Genomic DNA, 22,558 nt, shown 5'->3' on the forward strand with positions numbered 1-22,558 from the left:
ACATAGAATCTAAGGCTAAAACATTCAAAATAGCCATCTTAAGATTGAAATTGTCCTCCGTCTACTTTAATTAGCGTTTTTCCAAAAGTACAACATTTTCTACGTGATGTGTTTGCGGAAACATATCTACAGGCTGTACTTTAATTACTTTATACTTTTCATCTAAAAGTGCCAAATCGCGAGCTTGAGTTGCACTATTACAACTTACATATACAATTCGTTGCGCTTCTAAATTCAATAACTGCTGTACAACATCGGCGTGCATTCCGTCTCGTGGTGGGTCGGTAATTACAACGTCTGGCTTTCCGTGAGTATTGATGAACTCTTCATTGAAAACCTTTTTCATATCGCCTACATAAAACTCGGCGTTATCGATTTTATTTAAAAGTGCGTTTTCTTTTGCAGCTTCAATAGCATCAGGCACAGCTTCAACTCCAACAACTTTCTTAGCTTTTTTTGCGACAAATTGCGCTATAGTTCCTGTTCCAGTATATAAATCGTAAACCAATTCGTTGCCGCTTAAACCAGCAAAATCGCGAGTAATTTTATAGAGCTCGTAAGCCTGTTCGCTATTCGTTTGGTAAAAAGACTTTGCGTTTATCTTAAACTTTAAGCCTTCCATTTCTTCAAAAATGTGATCTCTTCCGTAGAAAAGTCCAATTTCTTGATCGTAAATCGTATCGTTTCCTTTTGAATTGATAACGTATAAAAGGGAAGTAATTTGAGGGAATTCTTCAGCAATAGCTTTTAGTAGTAACTCCCTATTTTCCTTATCCTCGTAATAAAACTGAATCAAGACCATTACTTCTTGCGTTGAAGAAGTACGAATCATCAAGGTTCTTAAAAAACCTTCTTGGTTTCTAGTGTTGAAGAAAGTCAGATTTAATTCTTCTGCTTTTGCCTTAACAAAATCTCGGATAGCATTACTTGGGTCGGCTTGTAAAAAACACTTGTCTAAATCTAATATCTTATCCCACATACCAGGAATATGGAAGCCTAAGGCATTTCGGTTTTCTATTACCTCGCCGCTTCTAATTTGATCTAGCGTAAGCCATTTGCTATCACTAAATGAAAACTCCATTTTATTGCGATAGAAATATTGTTTTTCTGAACCTAAGATAGGTTCAAATTCAGGAAGTTCAATTTTGCCAATGCGTTTAAGATTTTGTTCCACTTCTTTATGCTTGTAAAACAGCTGATGTTCGTAGCCCATATTTTGCCACTTACAACCTCCACAAGTACCGAAATGCGGACAAATGGGTTCAACTCTTTTTTCAGAATATTTTGAAAAAGAAATTGCCGAACCTTCAAAAAAGCCTTTTCTCTTTTTTGTAGTTTGCACGTTTACAATATCGCCGGGAACCGCATTGTTAATAAAAACAATTCTGCCGTCCTCTGCCTTAGCAACTGCTTTGCCTTTAGCGCCAGCGTCTATCACCTCTAAATTTTCAAGGATTACCCTTTTATTTTTTCTCGCCATAGGCGCAAAAATAGCACAATTGTAAGGTTTAAATCCTGTTAAGGCACTAAAAAAAGTGGTAATTATTTAGTAATTTGCGCTCCAAGGATGATTTCTCTCCATTAAGTAGGAATCAAATCTATTTTATTTCAAAATATTACAATTTTATGTCAGTTTTAGAACAATCAGCTTCACAGAAAGCAATCGAATTAGAAAACAAATATGGAGCCCATAACTACCACCCACTTCCAGTAGTTTTAAACAAAGGAGAAGGTGTTTATGTTTGGGATGTAGAAGGCAAGAAATACTACGATTTTCTTTCGGCTTATTCTGCAGTGAACCAAGGACATTGCCACCCAAAAATTGTTGGTGCAATGGACGAGCAGGCTAGAACTCTTACACTTACATCACGTGCATTTCACAATGATATGCTAGGTAAATACGAAAAATTTGCTTGTGAGTATTTCAACTTCGACAAATTATTACCGATGAATACAGGTGCCGAAGCAGTGGAAACAGCTTTAAAAATTTGTAGAAAATGGGCTTATGAAAAGAAAGGCATCGATGAAAATGAAGCCGAAATTATAGTTTGTGAAAACAACTTCCACGGAAGAACAACTACTATTATTTCCTTCAGTAACGACCCAGTGGCTCGTAAAAATTTCGGTCCTTATACTAAAGGATTTATAAAAATTGAATACGACAATCTTGAAGCACTGGAAAAACATTTAGAAAGCAATAAAAATATTGCTGGATTCTTAGTAGAGCCAATTCAAGGTGAAGCAGGAGTTTATGTACCTTCAGAAGGATATTTAAGCAAGGCGAAAGCACTATGCGAAAAGCACAATGTATTGTTTATTGCAGATGAAGTACAAACAGGAATTGCGCGTACAGGAAAACTTTTAGCTGTAGATCACGAAAATGTAAAACCAGATCTTTTAATCTTAGGGAAAGCGTTAAGTGGTGGAGCTTATCCAGTTTCGGCTGTTTTGGCAAACGATGAAATTATGAGCGTAATTCAGCCAGGAAACCACGGTTCTACTTTTGGTGGAAACCCTGTAGCTGCTGCTGTAGCAATGGCTGCGCTAACAGTTGTAAAAGAAGAAAACCTTGCCGAAAATGCTGAAAAACTTGGAAAACTATTCCGTGACGAATTAAACAAGTTTATTGAAAACAGTAACATCTGTAAGCTAGTACGCGGAAAAGGATTGCTTAATGCTATCGTAATTAACGATTCTGAAGATGGCGATACGGCTTGGAATATCTGCTTAAAGCTTCGTGATAACGGACTTCTAGCTAAGCCAACTCACGGAAACATTATCCGTTTTGCACCGCCATTAGTAATGAACGAAGAGCAATTGTTGGATTGTGTTTCAATTATTATTGAAACTTTAAAAGAGTTTGAAAAATAATAGTAAAACCAAAATAGGGTACTAAAACCTTAGGTTTAGCATATAAACTAAAACGGTCTCGATATACATCGAGGCCGTTTTTTTATGGAGTTAATTTGAGAGATTAGATTTCTTGATAACGTAACACCAAATGTCGGACATGGTTCTAAACCTGACAGGTTTCCAAAACCTGTCAGGTTTTAGTAATGAATTATAAATCCAAAACCTGTCAGGTTTGAAAGGGAAGTAGAAACAATGTTGATGTTCAATCACTTAACTATTTCTCAAGGTAGATAAATAAAATTGATAGGAAATACTTTTGGTATTTGTTAATTATTATAGTTAAGTTTAGAAAGTTTTAACAAAATTATCGTTAAAAATGAAGTAAAAAAACAAGCTTTATTAGAGTTTTAAACTTATCTATTAGCAATATGTTATTACTTGTAGTTTTATTACAATAGCAGTTCGCCTTGGCTTACTGACATTTATTTTATTAATCTTTATTTATTTACTTATGAGAAAAAAATTACCCCTCTACGGAACATGGCTTTTGTCATTAACCTTACTCTTTGGGATGTCAACTCCCATTTCTGCTCAAATTGAAACGAAAACATTAGCGCAAATTGAAGCGGTAAAAGCTAAGCGTCAAGCTGTGAATTCGAGTAGCGAAATAACTCATCAATCTATTAATAGATCGATGGCAGTTCATAATTCTTATTACAAAACTGCAGATGTTTTAGAAGATTTTGTCACTAGTACAACTGATCTTTCTTATGAAAAAATTTTAGATGCTTGTTCTCAAGGCACGGCTAGTAATGGCCCTGAGAATGGTTGGGGTAATGTAAGCTTACTCATTTATGCAAATGACTTTGTTGTAGAGCAGGATGTGGATTTTACCTTAGAAGAAATGACTATCAACTTCCTTCTTAATCCTGGAATTGATATAATTTCTGCTGATATATTTTTCTATGAAGATACTGGCGGCAATGGCCCTGGAACAGAGATTCCTGGTGCCTCTATCTTAGGAGCTGTTCCAGACAGTCAAAGTGTTATTGGTAGTTTAGGACCATATGATCAAATTGAAAGTGTTTGGACACTAGGTTCCCCAATTACATTTGAAGGTTCTTCTTCAGGAGACACAGTTTATTGGATGGGGATAAATATAGAATATACTGGACCAAATGCTTTTTTAGAAACTTCGACTATTTTCGATACTCCTAATGTATCTTATTTTTCTCATGACGAAGGAGCTACTTGGACTTCAAACTCTGGAGAAGCTATTCATGGTGTAATTACTTTTTCAGGTCAGTGTGAAGCTAGTGGGTCTGGTAGCGGAATTGACTGTGATCAAGGCGATGACAGTAACGGCTTTGAAAATGGATTTAATATTACTGCAGAAAGCGGCTATAGAAGTGCAGACGACTTTTATGTGGAGGCAAATGAAAGTCTAAATGTTCGCTCTATTGTATTTAATGTATTTGCTAACTATCCTGTTTCATCTGTAGATTTTAATTTTTATGAAGATGATGGCGGGAAGCCGGGGGCGACAGTAGTAGCTTCTGAAACTGGACTTATCCCTTATGCTCAAGTACCAATAGGTGCATCTTTCGGATACACAGTTTATGCAATTTATGTAGAAGTTGATTTCAATTTTGATGGTGGAGCTTCGGGTACTTCGTATTGGATGCAACCTGAAGTTGATTCACCTATGGCATTTTGGGAAGGGACTTCGGCAGGTACACTTGGAGAAGTAATTCATATGAGTGAGTTTTTAGGGCCATGGTTACCAGATGATGATGGCGGAATTCACCACGGAGTGTTTAAACTACATTGTGATGTAGTGGTGGCTGTAGATCCAATTTGCTTTGATATTTCTGATACAATCGAACCTATAACGCGTGTTGTACTTTCAGATATTGATAATACCTCAAGTGCGGCAATCGACGGTTCGCCAGCGCTAGAAGATTTTACAAATATTGAAGGGGTAATGGTTCAAGGAATATCTTACGATATAGCACTTGAAGGAAATACTAATGGCTTTCTTTGCTATTTTACTGTATGGATAGATTGGAATCAGAATGGTGAGTTCGAAGCTGATGAAATGTATGAAATTGGGTATATAGATAACTCTACTGGTACCGATGGACAACAAACCACCGGAACAATTACAGTTCCAACCGATGCCGTTCTTGGAGAAACTACTATGCGAGTTATTAAAAATTGGGATACTTCACCTACAGACCCATGTGATGTATACTTATATGGACAAGGAGAAGACTATACCATTATAGTTGAAGATGAATTAGGTGTCGAGAGTCAGACTGCTACTGCATTTTCTTATTACCCGAACCCAACGAGTAGCGTTGTTAAGATTACAACTATCAAGGATATTAATTCTGTGTCAGTTGTAAATATTCTTGGCCAACAAGTATTGGTAAAAGAAAACCTTGAAAACGGATTGGTTGACTTGTCTAACTTACAAACTGGAACTTATATTTTCCGTGTAGCATTCGAAGATGGAAGTATAGAAAATTTTAAAATTCTTAAGGAATAATCAATTAGTAGATAATTGCATAAAAATGAAAAAGCCGCCTAAATGGGCGGCTTTTTTTATAGTAGTTGGTTAAACCTGACAGGTTTCTAGAACCTGTCAGGTTTGTTGACGAAAACTAAGGTTTCTAAAACCTGGGGGGAATGGTGCAGAATATTAAACCTACCAGGTTTCCAAAACCTGTCAGGTTTGAATGCTAAATCAAAATCTAAAACCTTTTAGGTTTGCTAGTGCGATCAAATAGGTTTTACTATAAATCAAAACGGCCCCGATTTTCATCGCGGCCATTTCTTTATTGGTTAGCTTGAAAGATTACATTCCGTATTCTTTCATAAGTTCTTCGTTCATATTCATAATACCCTCCATTCCGAAAGTTGAAAATAGATAGATAACATATATTAGGTAAATTACACTTAACGCAATTCCTATATACGACAGTATCTTTCCGGTTTTTACGTTTTGATATCCGGTGTAAAGTTCTGGATTTTCCATATACAACTTAGTTGCAGTGCCAGCCATTACAATGGCTACAATTCCGAAAACTAGACCTAGTCCATAGCAGCAACAAGTGACTATAGATATAATTCCGAATACGAGAATTAAGGTTGAATTGGGTAATTTTTGTTGTTCCATAAAATTTTTGTTTTTGGTTGGTTGTTTAAAAATACCAATTTTTTTCAAGCCATAATATTTTCGCTAGATAAATTGATTCATTTTAATAAAATAACTAACTACCATTACAATGGCGTTCAGCACGATAAGGCCAATCTTAATTTGATAATCGAATTTAAATTTCACGAAAAAATTTACAAAAATCACTGCTAATAGTAATAGTATAGTGTAAATAGCAGGATAAACTTTAAAGGCCGCAGCAAATTCACCTGTAAAAACATGAACAAATGACCGCTGCATGCCACAACCTAAACATTCCACTCCAAAGATTTTCTTGTTTACACAAGGAATCATGTAGTCTTCAAATCCGGTTGTTAACACAGACAACATTTTTTACTTGTTGTGAACTATCGCCTTATAATCTATTGTAATATCGTCTTTGGTGGTAAGTTTTACCAGATACACACCATCACTTAAGTTTCCAGTATAGAAATTATAGCTATTGTTAGTTCCTAAGTTTTGCTTTTGAATTACCATTTTCCCGTTCATATCGTAAACAATGGCAGATTTGATTGTATGGCCTTCAGGATTGCTGATTTCTAGTTGTTTTTGTGGGTTGTTTTGGAACATCGCTACACTAGCAATAATTTTTTCCTGATCTTCGATAGAAGCGGTAGATGAATTATTGCGGTATTCAGCTTTCTTAAAGACAATGAAAAATCTGTTGTCGTAATGTCCTGCATCCAAAGTTAAACTGAAAGGAAACGTAAGGCGTGTTCCAATACGTCTAAATGAATTGTCTTGACGGTCGTATAAAAATATTTTCTCGTAAGGCTTTTTAACCTCCTCAGCAATTAAAAGCTTAATTTCGGTAGTCTTGTTTAATTTGAAGTTAATAGGAATTTGCTTGTTTTCATTGTAGTTAACTGCGTTAATTACATAAGGTAAACGCTCGCTATCGTTGCCAATCGGGAAATAAGCATCGGTATTTACACCCATAGGACTCAAGCCATCATAACCACGGTCGTACCCATCGGTTGCTAGATCGGAAAATACTAATAACATATCTCTAGTTAACGCATCATCAAATACAGCGTAAATACGAGTTTGAGGGTCACGAGTATCTAACTCTGAAGGTAAGGAAGCTGTAAGTTCGCCTATATCTCTTGTGTTACTTATTGAAATATCATCTGTAGGTCTTTGAAATACAGAACCAGGTGCTCCTTCCTTTACAAATATTCTATGCGAATTTCTAATAGTGACATTCCCATCACTTTGCCCAACAAACATAATTCCCTGTCCGATTGGTGCATAACGTTTTTGGTTAATTGTTGTGCCGTTAGTGCCAGTAGACGTACTTCCTCCTGCTGCATTCCAAATGAAAAAAGATGCTTGAACATAATTACCTGCAGGGTTGTTGTCAGCTAAATCTCCATCTGTGTCTTCACCTCCTGGAGTCCAAACTCCATAACCAAAAGGTTTATCGGTGTATAAATGTGAGGGTTCTTCTCTATCTTCGTCGTAATACCAAAATGCTCCTAATGCTTCATTTCCAGTATCATAATAAAGCTGATTTAAATCTAATGCAGAAGCATAAGGATTTCCGGATAAAGTCATTTGTGGTACTCCATCAATGGGTGCTGCTACAGGAACGATAAAACTACCACTGTTAGGTATTCCTCTAAATTCATAAGTTTGCTTATGGTTAGTTATAGGTCCAGTGATAGCATTTCCTAAATCAGAGCCGTCGTTTACTCCTTTCATCGTAAAACCTAATCCTGCTCTAACACTATTATCAGCGTTAACTCTAATATAGTTTCCCTCGGCCTCCGAACCGGGGGTGGGGTGGGTGTAAATCCAACGCCTTGAAATAGTTAGTCGTGGGTCTGTAAACCCATTTCTAGAAGCTACATTATAACTTATTCTAGCGTTTGTGCCTAAAGGATCCCCTTGCTCTTCGTAAATGCTATTTATTCCAAAGTGCTTGTTATTTCCTGCATAGGTGTCTGTAGCTGCTGGATTTCCTACTGGAGAGCACCAGTAATAATATGCAAATGTATTGGTAGGTTCTGTCTCTTGTTTTACAGAAAGAAAACCGTCTCCTGTATTGGTAGAAGTTGTACCGCCCTGTATTAATTGTCCGTTATCGCGTAAGTAGATACTTGCTTCAACAGAATCAGTGGGATTCTTAGTAAGGTTTATGTCATTTTCAACATATACTATTTGGTCTTTCACATAAATATATGAGTCAGTAGAACCATTTGGTTTTACTGTTAACTGTGCAAAAACCCCAGTAGCTATTAAAAGGAATGAAAGTAAGAGTAGTTGTTTTTTCATCGTGAAAAATTATTTATGAAACTGTTGCCTTAGTTTGATACACAGTTTATTTCCCTGTCTAATCGATTTATTATGTATGAATAGCAAATAGTTAAAGCGCATTTCATATTTTTACATTTTTAAAGCCTTTGCTGCGGGGAAATTAAGGCACTTTTAAAAGGTTAAATTTAAAAAGAAAATTCAATATAATTACGCTAATACTACAAAACGCCTAATTTTTTCGTTTATAGGTAGTTAAGATAAGAAAATTGTAGCATTACTTTGCGGTTTTTTTTAAAAATACATCCAGCTTAAATGCAAATAGGAGATAAAGTTTCGGTTTTAGATGATAATATTTCAGGTATTGTTACTGCCCTACGTGGTAATACGGTAACTCTTGAAACTGCTGATGGATTCGAACTTGTATACCAAAAAAATGAACTTATTGTTTTGGATGGTTCGATTTCTAAAAAAGATTTAATTCCTAAGGATGTTTTGTCTATCATTTCGGAGAAGGAACAGAAAAAACCTGGGAAAACAAAACGTGTAAAACCCAAAGAACGCAACGCTCCAGCCATGGAGGTGGATCTTCATATTCATCAACTCGTTCCAAGTACAAAAGGGATGGATAATTACGATATGCTTACAATTCAGTTGGATACCGCAAAAAGACAATTGGAGTTTGCAATTTCAAAAAGAATCCAAAAAGTAGTCTTTATCCACGGAGTAGGCGCAGGTGTACTTCGCACCGAACTCGAATACCTTTTTAGACAATACGATAACGTAAAGTACTACGATGCCGATTTCCAAAAATACGGAAGAGGAGCAACGGAGATTTATATTTATCAGAATGTTTGATTGTAGTGGGGTAGACGTGAGAGGTGAGATTTTAGACTTGAGATGTGAGATTCTAGATTCTAGACGCTTCTCTTTTCTTTTTTCTCTTCTCTCTTTTCTTTTCTCTTGTCTCTTGCAGTGAAGTTTGCTTTAAAAATGTATCGAAGACTAGGGCTGTGGGGTTACGGTTTTGGTTATAATCTCCACATTTTCAATAGTTCCCATGTCTAGAGTTTCAATTATAATTTGTTCGTCGCCTCTTACTAAAACCAAATCTTTTAGAGTGATTTGAACACTTTTAAAAATTTGATATTCGTGAGGTTGATGTTGAAAAACTTCGTAAGAGTTAGCTACTTCAGGGTTTAAATAGTCAGGACCCACAGTAGGATCGGTGATATCGTTTCTCGGATCTAAATCTAAGTTTTCATCTTCAAAACGAGTAAGTACTCCATCATTATCATCATCATTGTCTAAAAAGTCTGGAACTCCATCTCCATCTGTATCCTTTGGATTGGAAAAAGGATCTTCATCGTCATCTTCTAAATTGAGTTCAAAAACTGTTGGCACATTGTCGCCATCATCGTCAAAATCGTACATATCGTCTAAGCCATCGCCATCGGTATCACCAGCAAACTCAAATTCTCTTGGCACTCCGTCGTTGTCTTCAATTAAAAAGGTAGTTGTAAATACCGCAGTTCCAGAACTCGCTACATATTCTACAGTAACATTTGGTGAGGTAGGAGGAATACTACTGCAAAAATAGTTGTTGCCTAGTGCTGCGTCGTAGGTTCTATAATCAACTACTATAGTTGTCCCGTTAAGGGTGTAGTTTACGATTCCTTCCTCGCGATAAAGACTATCTAAAACTTCCATTTTAAGCGATAAGCTTTCTTTTGAATCTGGATTTACTTTATAAAACACATAGTTCCCTACGTCACCGCAAGTTTTAAGCTCTGCATTGTCAAAGTTAAAAGACCTCACAATTATATCACCGTCATCACAACTTTGAATAAAAATAGAAGAAAGTATAAGAAGAAATAAAAACCGATTCATTTTATGAGTTTTGGTAACGTTTTTAATAACAGTAAGTTATCGGAATTAATTGTAATATATTAATGTAAAATCAACTAATTCAAGTAAAGCGATAAAGATAAAAAAATTGAATGGTAATTATAATGAATCATTACTTTAAATAGCTGTCTAATTTACGTCAAAACAGGGTGAAGGTATATCTATTAGGATTTATTAATTGAGAATATAAATATAAGAGGTTACCCTATTCAGTTAATAGTTAGAATAGATAGGAATTTTTAAATGAATTTTAAACAAAAAAAATCCTGACAAGTAAAACTTGCCAGGACCTCTAAAAATCCTAATTATAAAAAAACTACTTAGAACGGATATGTGTTCTCCGCAATTACCTTATTAGAGATTGTCTTTCTAAGTTCAGCAATATTTGGCATGTTTTGGTACTTAGTAAATCTCTTAAGTCCCATAAGCATTGCACGTTGTTCATCACCTTCAGAGAAAGAAAGAATTGCTTCTTTTGCTTTTACAGTAATAATATCTACAGCGTGATATAAGTATAGCTGAGACATTGCAATTTGTTCTTTTTGAGTGTCTTCACCAAAGCGTTTTGCGTTCTTTTCAGTACGTAAAATTGCACTTTCAGCCATATAGATTTCAATTAAGATATCTGCTGCAGCTATAAGTGTTTGTTGGTGTTCTTCAAGTTCAGTTCCATATTTTTGAGCTGCACTTCCTGCCACCATTAAGAATACTTTCTTCAATTTGGCAATCATTGCTTTTTCTTCTGAAAGTAATTCAGAGTAGTCTGGAGTGTCGAAAGATGGGATTCCCATTAATTCGTCAGCTACTGCTTGGGCTGGGTTTAAAAGATCTACGTGACCTTTCATTGCTTTTTTCACAAGCATTCCAACCGAAAGCATTCTGTTTATCTCGTTTGTTCCTTCGTAAATACGAGTGATTCGAGCATCACGCCAAGCCGATTCCATTGGTGCATCTGCACTGTATCCCATTCCTCCATAAATCTGGATTCCTTCGTCTGTACAGTTTTGAATGTCTTCTGAAACAGCTACTTTTAAGATTGAGCACTCAATAGCGTATTCTTCTACACCTTTAAGCTCAGCTTCTTGATGGCTATTTCCAGCCTCCAAACGAAGTGCAATTCTGTCTTCGATATCTTTGGCAGCTCTATACGAAGCACTTTCGTCTACATATGCATTCGTTGCCATTTCAGCTAACTTAAGTTTTATAGCTCCAAACGATGAAATAGGCACGTCAAACTGAATTCTTTCATTAGCGTATTCTACCGCTTTTGAAATAACTCTACGCTGTCCGTCAAGTCCTGCACCAGCAAGTTTAATACGACCTACGTTTAAGGCATTCATCGCAATTTTGAAACCTTCTCCTCTTTCGCCTAACATGTTTTCTACAGGAACTTTAGTTTCACTAAAGAAAACTTGGCGAGTAGAAGAGGAGTGGATACCTAATTTCTTTTCTTCTTCACCTAGTGAAATACCGTTTGAAGGATCGTTTTCTACGATAAATCCAGTAATATTTTTGTCGTCTTCAATTCTCGCAAATACAATAAAAGTATTACAGAATCCAGCATTCGAAATCCACATTTTCTGTCCTGAGATCGAGTAGTATTTTCCATCTTCTGAAAGAACTGCTTTAGTTTTTCCGCTGTTTGCATCACTACCAGCACCTGGCTCAGTAAGTGCATAAGCTCCAAACCACTCACCAGTAGCTAATTTAGGAACGTATTTTTTCTTTTGCTCTTCGGTACCGTAAAGGGTAATTGGCATAGTTCCGATACCTGTATGGGCTCCAAAAGCTGTTGCTACTGAACCACTAGCTCCAGAAATATAGTCGCAAACTAACATAGTGGTTACGAATCCCATTCCCAGTCCGCCGTATTCTTCAGGAACTGCTACACCTAGAAGTCCCATTTCGCCAGCTTTACGCATAATTTCTTCGGTAAGGGCGTAATCGTGTTGCTCAAAGCGTTCTTTTAATGGCCAAACTTCACGATCTACGAATTCTTTCACAGAATCGCGCATCATTTTTTGCTCTTCAGTAAAATCTTCAGGAGTGAAGACGTCTTCAGCTTTTGTTTCTTTAACTATGAATTGTCCGCCGCGGAGAAGGTTGTCGTTGTTTTTTTCTGTTGTGCTCATATTTGTTTTGATTTGACTTAGGACGGTAAGACATAAGACGTAGGACTTGCCGTCACCAATAATGTTTTTGTGTATATTAAAATTAAATTTTACGAAATATTCTTTTCTAAATTTTCCATAAAACGTGTAATCATTCCTTGAATTGATTGAATTTTTATTTCCAAATGTTTAAATCTTTCATTGGAAATATAACCAACTTCAAACGCAATTATAAGTTGAGTTTCCCATTCGAAAGCCGAACCTAGAGCATTATCCAAATATTGGAGAAAATGTTTATCAGTTCTTTTTGCAGTTCCTTCCGCAATGTTTGAAGGAATGGAAACTGCTGCTCTTTGCAATTGACTAGTTAAAGAATAGGTTTCGGACTTTGGAAATGTATCTGTAGTTGAATAAGTTTCTTTTGTTAATTCAATACCTTCTTTCCAAATTGTAAGTTTTCTAAAATTATGCTTCGCTGCCATGTTGTATAGGTTTTAAAGTTTTAGTCTTACGTCCTAAGTCCTATTGTCTTAAGTCATTATTTAAGAAACTCATAAACCCCAGCAGCTCCTTGTCCGGTTCCTACACACATAGTTACCATTCCGTATTTGCCTTGTAGGTCACGTTTGCGCATTTCGTCAAATAATTGCACAGAAAGCTTGGCTCCAGTACAACCTAGTGGGTGACCTAAAGCAATCGCTCCACCATTTACGTTTACAATTTCCTTGTCTAAATCTAATCCGCGTATTACTGCTAATGACTGTGAAGCAAAGGCTTCGTTTAATTCGATTAGCGCTAACTGATCTTGTTTTAGCCCCGCTTGTTTCAGTGCTTTTGGGATAGCGTATAATGGCCCTATACCCATAATACTAGGTTCTACACCAACAGCCGCATAGCTTACCATTCTTGCAATTGGCTCAAGGTTTAATTCTTTCACCATTTCTTCGCTCATAACTACTGCAAAAGCAGCACCATCACTCATCTGCGATGAGTTACCAGCTGTTACACTACCGCCATTGGCAAATACAGGACGTAGTTTTGATAGAGCTTCTATATTAGTTCCTTTTCTAGGTCCTTCATCTTTATTTACAGTATACGATTCAGTAACTTTTTTCCCGTTTTCGTTTACATAAGTGTGTTCTACTTCAATAGGAACAATCTGATCTTGAAAACGATTTTCATCTTGTGCTTTTAAAGCACGCATCTGACTCGTGTATGCAAATTCATCTTGGTCTTCGCGCGAAACGTTGTATTTTTTAGCAACAGCTTCTGCTGTTAGTCCCATATTCCAGTAGTAGTCTTCCTTACCTTCTTTCGCAACTTGATAATCTGGAACAGGCTTATATCCTCCCATTGGGATATAGCTCATACTTTCTGCACCACCAGCGATGATACAATCTGCCATTCCATTCTGGATTTTAGCAGCGGCAATAGAGATAGTTTCTAATCCCGAGGCGCAGTATCTGTTTACTGTCATTCCAGGAATGTCCACTATATCCAATCCCATTAACGAAACTAACCGACCTACGTTAAGGCCTTGTTCGGCTTCTGGCATTGCGTTACCAACAATTACGTCGTCAATTCGCTTTTTGTCGAGTTGCGGTAATTCGTTCATAATATACTTAATGGTCTCCGCCGCCAATTCGTCTGGACGCTTAAAGCGGAATACCCCACGAGGCGCTTTCCCCACCGCGGTTCTGTATGCTTTTACTATATATGCTGTTTTCATAATAGATTTTAGATTTTAGACATGAGATATAAGAATCTTTAAATTTTCTTTGAAAATTTCTTTATCAAAGTATAATTCATTTTTTGTATCTCAATTAATTCATTTAAAATAGGTTTTACTGTATTTTCTGAAACTAATTCAAGCCGGTGGGAAAGAACTAGTTGTGTAAACAATTCATTTGATGATCCATTTGCAATACCCAAAAAGTTTTTAAACTCTCCATCAGTATTTCTTCCTGCTCCTTCAGCTATATTGGATGGTACGGAAATCGCACTTCGTCTAACTTGACTTGTTAAGCCATATTTCTCTTCTTTAGGAAATTTAGTTGTTATCCGATAAGTTTGTTCCGCTATATCCATCGATTTTTGCCAGATTTTTAACTCTTGAAAATTGTGCATGACACTTAGATTTGAAGATTAGACATGTGATTTAAGATTCTAATAAAAATAACTATTTAGTTGATATTTAATTACTTTGTCTCAAGTCTCAAGTCTCAAGTCTCAAGTCTCAAGTCTCACATCTCACTTCTCAAGTCTAGTTTCTAATTTCTAAGCGGCTTCCCCTTCTGAATCATGTGCTGCAATCTTTCTAGGGTTTTTCTTTCTCCGGTTAAACTTAAGAATGCTTCTCTTTCAAGGTCTAGTAAGTATTGCTCGCTTACATAGCTCGCTTCACTTAAATCGCCACCTGCCATAACGTATGCCAATTTGTTTGCAATCTTCTTATCGTGCTCACTAATGTATTTTCCAGCGTACATTTGGTCGGTTCCAACAAGGAACATTCCCATGGCTTGCTTTCCGAGTACTTTAATATCTGTTCTTGGAATTGGCTTAGTATATCCTTGATCAGCCATAAAACGTGCCGTTGCTTTTGCTGCCGCAATTTGTCGGCTTTGGTTTACAACTACAATGTCTTTTCCTTTCTGAAGAATTCCAGTATCAAACGCTTCATAAGCCGAAGTGGATACTTTTGCCATTCCGATAGTCAAGAAATAATCCTGAAGTCGGTTAAGCTCAACATCTCCCTTATGGAATGTATCACTTGCTCTAAGCGCCATTTCTTTAGAACCTCCACCGCCAGGAATCACCCCAACGCCAAATTCTACTAAACCAATATAACTCTCTGCAGCTGCAACAACTTTATCGGCGTGAAGTGTAAATTCACATCCACCCCCTAAAGTCATTCCGTGTGGTGCCACTACTACTGGAATAGAAGAGTAACGAAGGCGCATGCTTGTATCTTGGAAATACTTAACAGCAGCATTCAATTCGTCGTATTCTTGTTCTACAGCCATCATAAAGATCATCCCGATATTCGCCCCAACAGAGAAGTTTTTCCCTTGATTGGCAATCACCAAACCGTCGAAATCTTTTTCAGCAATGTCTATCGCTTTATTAATTCCAGCTAATACATCGCCTCCTACAGCGTTCATTTTACTAGTGAATTCCACATTTAAGATACCATCGCCAAGATCTTCAACTACAACCCCGCTATTTTTGAAAACTTCTGAGGTCTTACGAATGTTGTCTAGAATAATAAATGAATCCTGACCAGGTACTTTTAAGTGTTTTTTCTGAGGGATATCGTAGTAATATGTATTCCCTTCTTTTACGGTATAGAAAGAATCTACCCCAGCTTCAAGCATTTCGTTTACCCAAGCTGCTGGTTCTTTTCCTAAATCTTTAATTAATTCAATTCCTTTTTTAACACCTACGGCATCCCAAATTTCGAAAGGACCATTGTCCCATCCAAAACCTGCTTTCATAGCATCGTCAATCTTGTAAAGTTCGTCGGTGATTTCAGGAATTCTTTTTGAAACATAAGCAAACATTGCTGCGAAGTTCTTACGGTAGAATTCGCCAGCTTTATCTTCCCCTGCAATAAGAATTGGGAAACGATCGGTTACAGTACCAACCGATTTCGTTTTTTCTAGAGTTGCAAATGATGCTTTTTTACTCTTTCTGTACTCTAAAGTGTCTAGGTCTAACGAAAGAATTTCACTATTTCCTTTTTCGTCTTTTACTTTTTTATAGAAACCTTGTCCGCTTTTACTTCCAAGCCATTTCTTTTCCATCATGGTATCGATAAAACCTGGAATTTGGAAGATTCCGTGTTCTTCGTCTTCCGGGGCATTCTCGTGAATACCTTTAGCTACGTGTACTAAAGTATCAAGACCAACAACGTCAACAGTTCTAAAAGTAGCCGATTTTGGACGACCAATTACTGGACCGGTTAGTTTATCAACCTCTTCAACAGTAAGTCCCATTTCCTTCACTTGGTGGAAAAGACTTTGAATTCCGAAGATTCCAATTCTGTTTCCAATAAACGCAGGAGTGTCTTTAGCTACTACAGTAGTTTTTCCAAGGAACTTTTCACCGTAACCATTTAAGAATTCTAATACTTCAGGTGAAGTTTTAGGTCCTGGGATGATTTCAAAAAGTTTTAAGTAACGTGGTGGATTAAAGAAGTGCGTTCCGCAGAAATGCTTTTGGAAATCTTCACTACGACCTTCGCTCATAAACTTAATAGGAATACCAGAAGTGTTTGAAGTAATAAGGGTTCCTGGTTTTCTGTGCTTATCTAGATTTTCGAAAACTTGTTTCTTGATATCAAGACGTTCTACTACTACTTCAATAATCCAATCGGCAGTTTTTACCTTAGCAATATCATCTTCTAAGTTTCCTGTAGTAATACGTTTAGCAAAATCTTTGTGATAGAGTGGGGCAGGGTTGCTTTTAATAGCTTTTTGTAAATCTGTGTTTACAATTCTGTTTCTTACCACCTTATCTTCTAGAGTAAGCCCTTTTTTCTTTTCGGCATCATTAAGCTCACGCGGAACAATATCGAGCAATAGCACCTCTACACCAATATTGGCGAAATGGCATGCTATACCGCTTCCCATAATTCCGGAACCGATTACCGCTACTTTGTTAATTCTTCTTTTTGACATCTCTTTATATTATGAGTTATGAATTATGATTTCTGAATTAAGAAAACTGAAGTCCTAATTCGGAATTATTTATTTTTTTTGATTTTAAACTGAATCATAAACCTTTTTGGAGCTGATTAAGTCGTTAATTGTTTTTGCTACTTTCCTAAAAGTCTGTAAATCTTCTTCTGAAACATTTTCTCTTACAGCTTTATCAAAGCCAAAGACTACATCTTTTGAAAAACTTCGCATTTCTTTACCAAATGGCGTTAGATGAATTAAAACCCCACGTCCATCTTCTGGATTTGGTTTTCGTTCAATTAGTCCTTTTGATTCCATTGCTTTTAAAGTGCGTGACAGACTTGTAGCTTCCATTCCCATCTTTGGCCCTAAAGCAGTACTAGGTGTGCCATTCTCAGGATCTATACTAATTAAAGCAAACCCGGTTGCCATAGTACTCCCTTTTTTTCCTGCTTCCTCATTGTACATTTTAGTAACATTCATCCAAGTGGAACGCAAAACATAATCTATGGTTTTCTCTTTTGTTTTTTCTTGCATTGAGGATATTGAAAAAAGTATAATACCAAAGATACAAAAAATTTATTATGCACGCATAGTAAATTTAATAGTTTTTTTATAATAAGTTGGGAGTGAGAGCCTCGGTATAGTTTTGTAGCTTAAAATGTATCAATTTCATTCATAAAATGACAGCTGCAAAATCCCTCGGGAGCCATTTTAGGGTTTTTAAACGCTTAGCCTAGGTATGATTATTTATAAAAAAGTACTTATATATAAGTGAGTCAAAAATCAAAAAAAAATTTTACCAATACTTTTTCGGGTCCGATATTTAATAATCACATAGACAGGATTCAATTCAATTGAAATTATTCGGTGAAAACATTAGAGCTGCATTAGTGTGTTAAGATTTAACAAAGAGCTAAAAAGGGTTTGGACAAATGATATAACTTTGAATCTTGATTATTAAATGGATATTTATAGACTTTAAGTGTTAACGCAAATAGATTAAGAATTATGAAAAAAATAGTATACGTATTCATGCTTTCAGCAATTATCTATAGTTGTAAAGACAATTCTAAAAAGGATGAAATTCAAAAGCCTTCAACTGTAACTCTTGAAGAAAGCGTAGAAAACTTAACAGATAGTATTCAAGTAAAAAACATTCAGATAGGCTCGGATACTTCAAACGATAAAAATAAGTTTCACTTGTCTTATCCAAGTACGGTGTATGGTTTCATCAATAAAAATGAAGAGGAATTTGCGCAGTCGTATTTAACAGAATTTAAAGACGCAGCTAAGGATGTAAATGAAAACGCAGTAGCAGGACTAGATTTTGGTCAGCATTTTGAAATTATAGAAAGCACACCTTCTATTATAGCTTTTTTAATTGAGCGTTACACTTCATACGGAAACAATTATAATTCTCAATACTTCACTCATATATATGATATAAAAGAAAAAAAGAAACTTGAATTCTCAACTATCTTTTCTCCAAAGGATAATTTTGATAAACTAGCTGAAGTTGTTAAATCGAAAACAAGTGAGATTTTAAGAGAGAAAATAAGATCAATGCAAGAGCTTACCGATGATGATAAAAAAGTACTTTGGAAAAATAGCCAAGAAATGATTGGCGAGGGTACAAAAGCAAACGATAAAAATTATCACGCTTTTAGTTGGGATAAATCGGGAAACTTGACAATATATTTTGATAAGTATCAGGTTGCTTCGGGAAATCATGGAAATATTGAAATTAAACTTGCTCCAGAAACATATAAACACTTAGTAGCTAAAAAGTATCAGTATATTTTTCACATTCAACCGCAAACACAAGAAGAAGATACATCCACTACATCAATTGATACCGACCAATCTTCTCCAAAAACATATAAGATTGATTGCAGTAAGGAGCCTTGTATAGCAATTACTTTTGACGACGGACCAGCAACGCACACAACGCAACTTTTAGATATTCTTAAAAAGCACGATGTGAAGGCTACGTTTTTCGTTTTGGGAAAATCGGCAAAAGTTCAAAAAAACACTTTATTAAGAGCTTATAAGGAAGGACATCAGATAGGAAATCACAGTTGGGACCATAAGGATTTAAAAAAACTGTCTGATGAAGAAATAGTAAACCAAATAATTAAAACCAATGATGTGATTTTAAATATCACAGGAGAAGAAGTAAATGTTATGCGTCCTCCTTACGGTTCGTTTAACGACATTGTAAAAACCAAAGCGAATATGCCAATCATCTTGTGGAACTTAGACCCACTAGATTGGAAAGACCGCAATGCCGAAACTGTCGCACAAAGAATAAGTGAAGCCGATATAAATGGAATTGTTTTAGCTCACGATATTCATAAAACAACCGTTGAAGCAATGCCAGATGTAATTTCTAATCTTAAATCAAAAGGATATCACCTAGTTACTATAGACAACCTTTTTGCAGGGAAAGAACTTGTAAATGGTAAAACCTATAGCCGAAGACAATAATTAATTATTAATCTTTTTTTGAGTAATTCAGTTTTCCATCCACTATTCTTGCGGGAGCCGTGTAGGGATGTTCAGTAGCTTTGTTTTCGCTCATTATATGTAGTACTTCCCATCCATCAACTTTTAAGATGTCGGAAATTAATGAGCGGTGACAGCTCCACCAAACAGCTTCGGCACACATTATTGCTGTCTGCTTTTCTGCGGCAATTTCTTTTAAAGTGTTAAGAGCTTGTTTAAAATCTTCGGTTGCCATATAATCTGCATATCCCTTAAAAGAATCTAATCGCCAAGCATCGTTTTTGGAATTGGAATTTGGTTTTCTACGTCCGCCTAAATCAATGAGATGCGTGTATTCTATGTTGTTTTCGGGAAGTGATTTTTCTAAGCTGTCCTTATTAAATTGTGGGAATTTTCGAGAACCAGGATAATGCCGAACATCGACGAGAGATTTTATTTTGAAGGATTGCAACAATTTTAAAAATTCGTCGAACGTACGGGTTGAGTGTCCGATGGTCCAAATAGTATTCATTATTATAATAATATATTACTATTAAATGTAAGAAATAGAGAAGGAGGGAAGAAAGAAAACAATCGGTTTAACGAAAGTTTATTAGGGTAGAGTTATGATTTTATGGTTAGAACGGATGCAATAACAGGATGTTTTTCTGTTTAGGTGGCTTTAGGACCTACAAAGAGGCCTTCGGCGACGCCTTGCAGGTCGGGTTTTCGAAGACATTGGCAGATTGTTGCTGTTGTAAATTAAGGTGTATACTTTAGTTCGTTACAAACTTTAAACCTACAATTGATAATATTAAAGTAGAAAGGAAAAATACACGCCAGAATGTAGCGGGTTCATTAAAATAGAAGATGCCTACAAGTACAGTTCCCACTGCTCCAATTCCAGTCCAAACGGCATAGGCTGTTCCAATAGGCAAGGTTTTCGTTGCTTGAATAAGTAGAAACATACTTATGGCTAAACTAACTAGAAAGCCAAGAAACCAAAGCCTAGATTCTAGGCCTGTAGTTTCATTTACTTTTCCTAAGCAAGCCGCAAAACCAACCTCAAATAGACCACCTATAATAAGTAGGATCCAATTCATATTGTACGATGAGTTAATAAAATCAAATGTATTAAAAAAAGTCTGACAAAGTTTATCAATCATTATTATCACTAATGAGTTACGATAAACTTTGTCAGATTTAGAGAGTGTTTAAACTCGAAAATTTAGAAAATAAAATTATGAAGTATGCTCATAGATTTTATCATAAAGATCTTTATACTGCGCTTTAATAACTTTACGCTTCATCTTCATTGTGGGTGTTAACTGTCCGTCTTCTATGCTCCACACATCAGGAGTCATTTCGAACCTTTTCACTCTTTCCCACTTCCCAAAACGCTCATTAAAAAGATCTACTTCTTCTTGAATACGAGCAATTACTTCTTTGTTATTTACCAACTCCTTATTGTCTGCTGGAAGGTTGTGATTTTTAAGTTTTCCCCATTCTCGAATAAAATCAAAGTCGGGCTGGATTAAGGCTGCAGGCATTTTTTCACCTTCACCAATCACCATTATTTGTTCAATGAAACGAGACTGTTTCATTTCGTTTTCAATAATTTGTGGAGCGATATATTTCCCACCACTCGTTTTAAACATTTCCTTTTTACGGTCGGTAATCTTAAGGAATCCTTCGCTATCAATTTCGCCTATATCTCCAGTGTGGAAGTACCCGCCTTCCATTACTTTTTCAGTTTCTTCTTCATTTTTAAAATACCCTAACATTACTTGAGGACCTTTAACTAGAATCTCACCGTCTTCTGCGATTTTTACTTCAGTTTCTCTTAATGGTCTCCCAACGGTTCCTATTTTAAAACCTTTATTTCGCATATCGTTTACTGCTACCACGGGAGAAGTTTCGGTAAGTCCGTAACCCTCCATTACCGGAATTTGAGCCGCGTTAAATACACGTGCAAGTCTTGGTTGTAATGGAGCACTACCTGAAGCAATAGCCTTTATATTACCTCCTAAAGCCTCCCTCCATTTGCTGAAGATTAACTTGTTTGCAAGTTTAAGTTGTGATTCGTACCACCAGCCATTCTCGCCGTATGGTTCATATTTTAACCCTAGGTCTATAGCCCAGAAGAATAATTTCTTTTTAATTCCAGTTAGTTCAGTTCCTTTGGTGTAAATTTTATCGTAAACTTTTTCAAGTACACGAGGAACAGCCGTCATTACCTCCGGTTTTACTTCATTTAAATTCTCACTAATCGTTTCAAGCGATTCAGCAAAATATAGTTCTACACCACAATACTGATACATATAGTGTAACATTCTTTCGTAAACGTGACATACGGGTAAAAAGCTAAGTCCTTTAGATTTTCCCATTACAATAGGAAGACGCTCCGAACTAAATTTAGCGTTACTCGCAATATTTTTGTGAGAAAGCATTACACCTTTAGGTTTTCCTGTAGTTCCAGATGTATATATTAAGGTAGCAAGATCATTTTCATCAATTGCCGCTTTTCTTTTATCTAATTCATCTTGATTGCTTTCATCTTTTCCGGCTTCAAGTACTTCCGACCAATTTTTTGCTCCTTTAATGTCATTAAAAGTATAGACTTCTTTCAGTTTAGGAACATTGTTTTTTATGGCCATCACTTTGTTGTATACCTCTTCATCTGAAACAAAACAATAAACAGATTCACTATGATTTAAAACGTATTCATATTCGTCTTCAGAAATAGTTGGGTAAATTGGAACATCTTGCGCCCCAGTTTGCATAATACCGATATCGCATATATTCCACTCTGTTCTGTTGGTAGAAGATATAAGCGCAACCTTGTCATTTGGTTGAACTCCCATTTTTATTAAAGCACGGCTTATAGCATTTGCTTTATCGATATATTCTTGTGTAGAAGTTGATTTCCATACTCCATTATACTTAGTAACAAGTGCATTTTCTTGAGGGTATTGTTTAAGTTGATAATATGGGAAATCAAAAAGTCTTTTTGGATCAGTCATAGTGTAGAATTATTGTATGTG

The 22,558-nt window shown here is 36.1% G+C and carries 18 protein-coding genes; 4 read left to right on the forward strand and 14 right to left on the reverse strand.

Annotation, left to right across the window (positions count from 1 at the left end; translation table 11 throughout):
* Positions 1-70: 70 nt before the first annotated feature.
* The gene (rlmD, locus tag H4O20_RS12250) at positions 71-1,480 is read right to left on the reverse strand and encodes a 23S rRNA (uracil(1939)-C(5))-methyltransferase RlmD (protein WP_185099425.1); all 1,410 of its coding nucleotides are present in this window, start codon (positions 1,478-1,480) and stop codon (positions 71-73) included.
* Between the two features lie 146 nt (positions 1,481-1,626).
* Here rlmD and rocD point away from each other — a divergent pair, with 146 nt between their 5' ends.
* Together rocD and H4O20_RS12260 are read left to right on the forward strand one after the other, a co-directional pair.
* Positions 1,627-2,871 (forward strand): ornithine--oxo-acid transaminase, encoded by a 1,245-nt coding sequence (rocD, locus tag H4O20_RS12255; RefSeq protein ID WP_185099426.1) that lies wholly within the window; start codon positions 1,627-1,629, stop codon positions 2,869-2,871.
* A gap of 493 nt (positions 2,872-3,364) precedes the next feature.
* Complete coding sequence (locus tag H4O20_RS12260) at positions 3,365-5,404, forward strand: GEVED domain-containing protein (protein WP_185099427.1); 2,040 nt, start codon at positions 3,365-3,367, stop codon at positions 5,402-5,404.
* A gap of 309 nt (positions 5,405-5,713) precedes the next feature.
* On the opposite strand, the gene H4O20_RS12265 is transcribed toward H4O20_RS12260, so the two are convergent.
* The 3 genes from H4O20_RS12265 to H4O20_RS12275 form a co-directional block, all read right to left on the reverse strand.
* Entirely contained in the window at positions 5,714-6,034 is a 321-nt protein-coding gene (locus tag H4O20_RS12265; RefSeq protein ID WP_139856608.1) for a CCC motif membrane protein, read from the reverse strand.
* Between the two features lie 63 nt (positions 6,035-6,097).
* Complete coding sequence (locus H4O20_RS12270; RefSeq protein ID WP_246051436.1) at positions 6,098-6,394, reverse strand: DUF2752 domain-containing protein; 297 nt, start codon at positions 6,392-6,394, stop codon at positions 6,098-6,100.
* Positions 6,395-6,406: 12 nt separating this feature from the next.
* Positions 6,407-8,350: a T9SS type A sorting domain-containing protein gene (locus tag H4O20_RS12275; protein ID WP_185099428.1), complete on the reverse strand. Its 1,944-nt coding sequence runs from the start codon at positions 8,348-8,350 to the stop codon at positions 6,407-6,409.
* A 294-nt stretch (positions 8,351-8,644) separates the two neighbouring features.
* On the opposite strand from H4O20_RS12275, the gene H4O20_RS12280 reads away from it, so the two are divergent.
* Positions 8,645-9,187, forward strand: coding sequence for a Smr/MutS family protein (locus H4O20_RS12280; RefSeq protein ID WP_185099429.1), 543 nt, complete (start codon positions 8,645-8,647; stop codon positions 9,185-9,187).
* Between the two features lie 147 nt (positions 9,188-9,334).
* On the opposite strand, the gene H4O20_RS12285 is transcribed toward H4O20_RS12280, so the two are convergent.
* The 7 genes from H4O20_RS12285 to H4O20_RS12315 all read right to left on the reverse strand — a co-directional run bounded on the left by H4O20_RS12285 (position 9,335) and on the right by H4O20_RS12315 (position 17,564).
* Positions 9,335-10,219, reverse strand: coding sequence for a hypothetical protein (locus tag H4O20_RS12285; RefSeq protein WP_185099430.1), 885 nt, complete (start codon positions 10,217-10,219; stop codon positions 9,335-9,337).
* Between the two features lie 338 nt (positions 10,220-10,557).
* On the reverse strand, positions 10,558-12,369 hold the full coding sequence (locus H4O20_RS12290) for an acyl-CoA dehydrogenase family protein (protein WP_185099431.1): 1,812 nt from the start codon (positions 12,367-12,369) through the stop codon (positions 10,558-10,560).
* Between the two features lie 89 nt (positions 12,370-12,458).
* The gene (locus tag H4O20_RS12295; RefSeq protein ID WP_139856419.1) at positions 12,459-12,830 is read right to left on the reverse strand and encodes a four helix bundle protein; all 372 of its coding nucleotides are present in this window, start codon (positions 12,828-12,830) and stop codon (positions 12,459-12,461) included.
* Positions 12,831-12,886: 56 nt separating this feature from the next.
* Positions 12,887-14,077 (reverse strand): acetyl-CoA C-acyltransferase, encoded by a 1,191-nt coding sequence (locus tag H4O20_RS12300; RefSeq protein WP_139856418.1) that lies wholly within the window; start codon positions 14,075-14,077, stop codon positions 12,887-12,889.
* A gap of 38 nt (positions 14,078-14,115) precedes the next feature.
* Positions 14,116-14,475, reverse strand: a complete 360-nt coding sequence (locus H4O20_RS12305; protein ID WP_139856417.1) for a four helix bundle protein — start codon at positions 14,473-14,475, stop codon at positions 14,116-14,118.
* A 143-nt stretch (positions 14,476-14,618) separates the two neighbouring features.
* A complete protein-coding gene (locus H4O20_RS12310; protein WP_139856416.1) occupies positions 14,619-17,027 on the reverse strand; it encodes a 3-hydroxyacyl-CoA dehydrogenase/enoyl-CoA hydratase family protein in 2,409 nt (802 codons plus the stop codon).
* 84 nt (positions 17,028-17,111) lie between these two features.
* A complete protein-coding gene (locus H4O20_RS12315; protein WP_139856415.1) occupies positions 17,112-17,564 on the reverse strand; it encodes a MarR family winged helix-turn-helix transcriptional regulator in 453 nt (150 codons plus the stop codon).
* A 474-nt stretch (positions 17,565-18,038) separates the two neighbouring features.
* Here H4O20_RS12315 and H4O20_RS12320 point away from each other — a divergent pair, with 474 nt between their 5' ends.
* Positions 18,039-19,517 (forward strand): polysaccharide deacetylase family protein, encoded by a 1,479-nt coding sequence (locus tag H4O20_RS12320; RefSeq protein WP_185099432.1) that lies wholly within the window; start codon positions 18,039-18,041, stop codon positions 19,515-19,517.
* A 7-nt stretch (positions 19,518-19,524) separates the two neighbouring features.
* On the opposite strand, the gene H4O20_RS12325 is transcribed toward H4O20_RS12320, so the two are convergent.
* From H4O20_RS12325 to H4O20_RS12335, 3 genes are all read right to left on the reverse strand, one after another.
* A complete protein-coding gene (locus H4O20_RS12325; RefSeq protein WP_185099433.1) occupies positions 19,525-20,046 on the reverse strand; it encodes a DUF488 family protein in 522 nt (173 codons plus the stop codon).
* Between the two features lie 244 nt (positions 20,047-20,290).
* Positions 20,291-20,617, reverse strand: coding sequence for a multidrug efflux SMR transporter (locus H4O20_RS12330; RefSeq protein WP_185099434.1), 327 nt, complete (start codon positions 20,615-20,617; stop codon positions 20,291-20,293).
* A gap of 138 nt (positions 20,618-20,755) precedes the next feature.
* The gene (locus H4O20_RS12335; RefSeq protein WP_185099435.1) at positions 20,756-22,537 is read right to left on the reverse strand and encodes a long-chain fatty acid--CoA ligase; all 1,782 of its coding nucleotides are present in this window, start codon (positions 22,535-22,537) and stop codon (positions 20,756-20,758) included.
* Positions 22,538-22,558 lie beyond the last annotated feature (21 nt).

It is taken from the genome of Aequorivita sp. 609, assembly GCF_014212065.1.
Lineage (GTDB): Bacteria > Bacteroidota > Bacteroidia > Flavobacteriales > Flavobacteriaceae > Aequorivita > Aequorivita sinensis.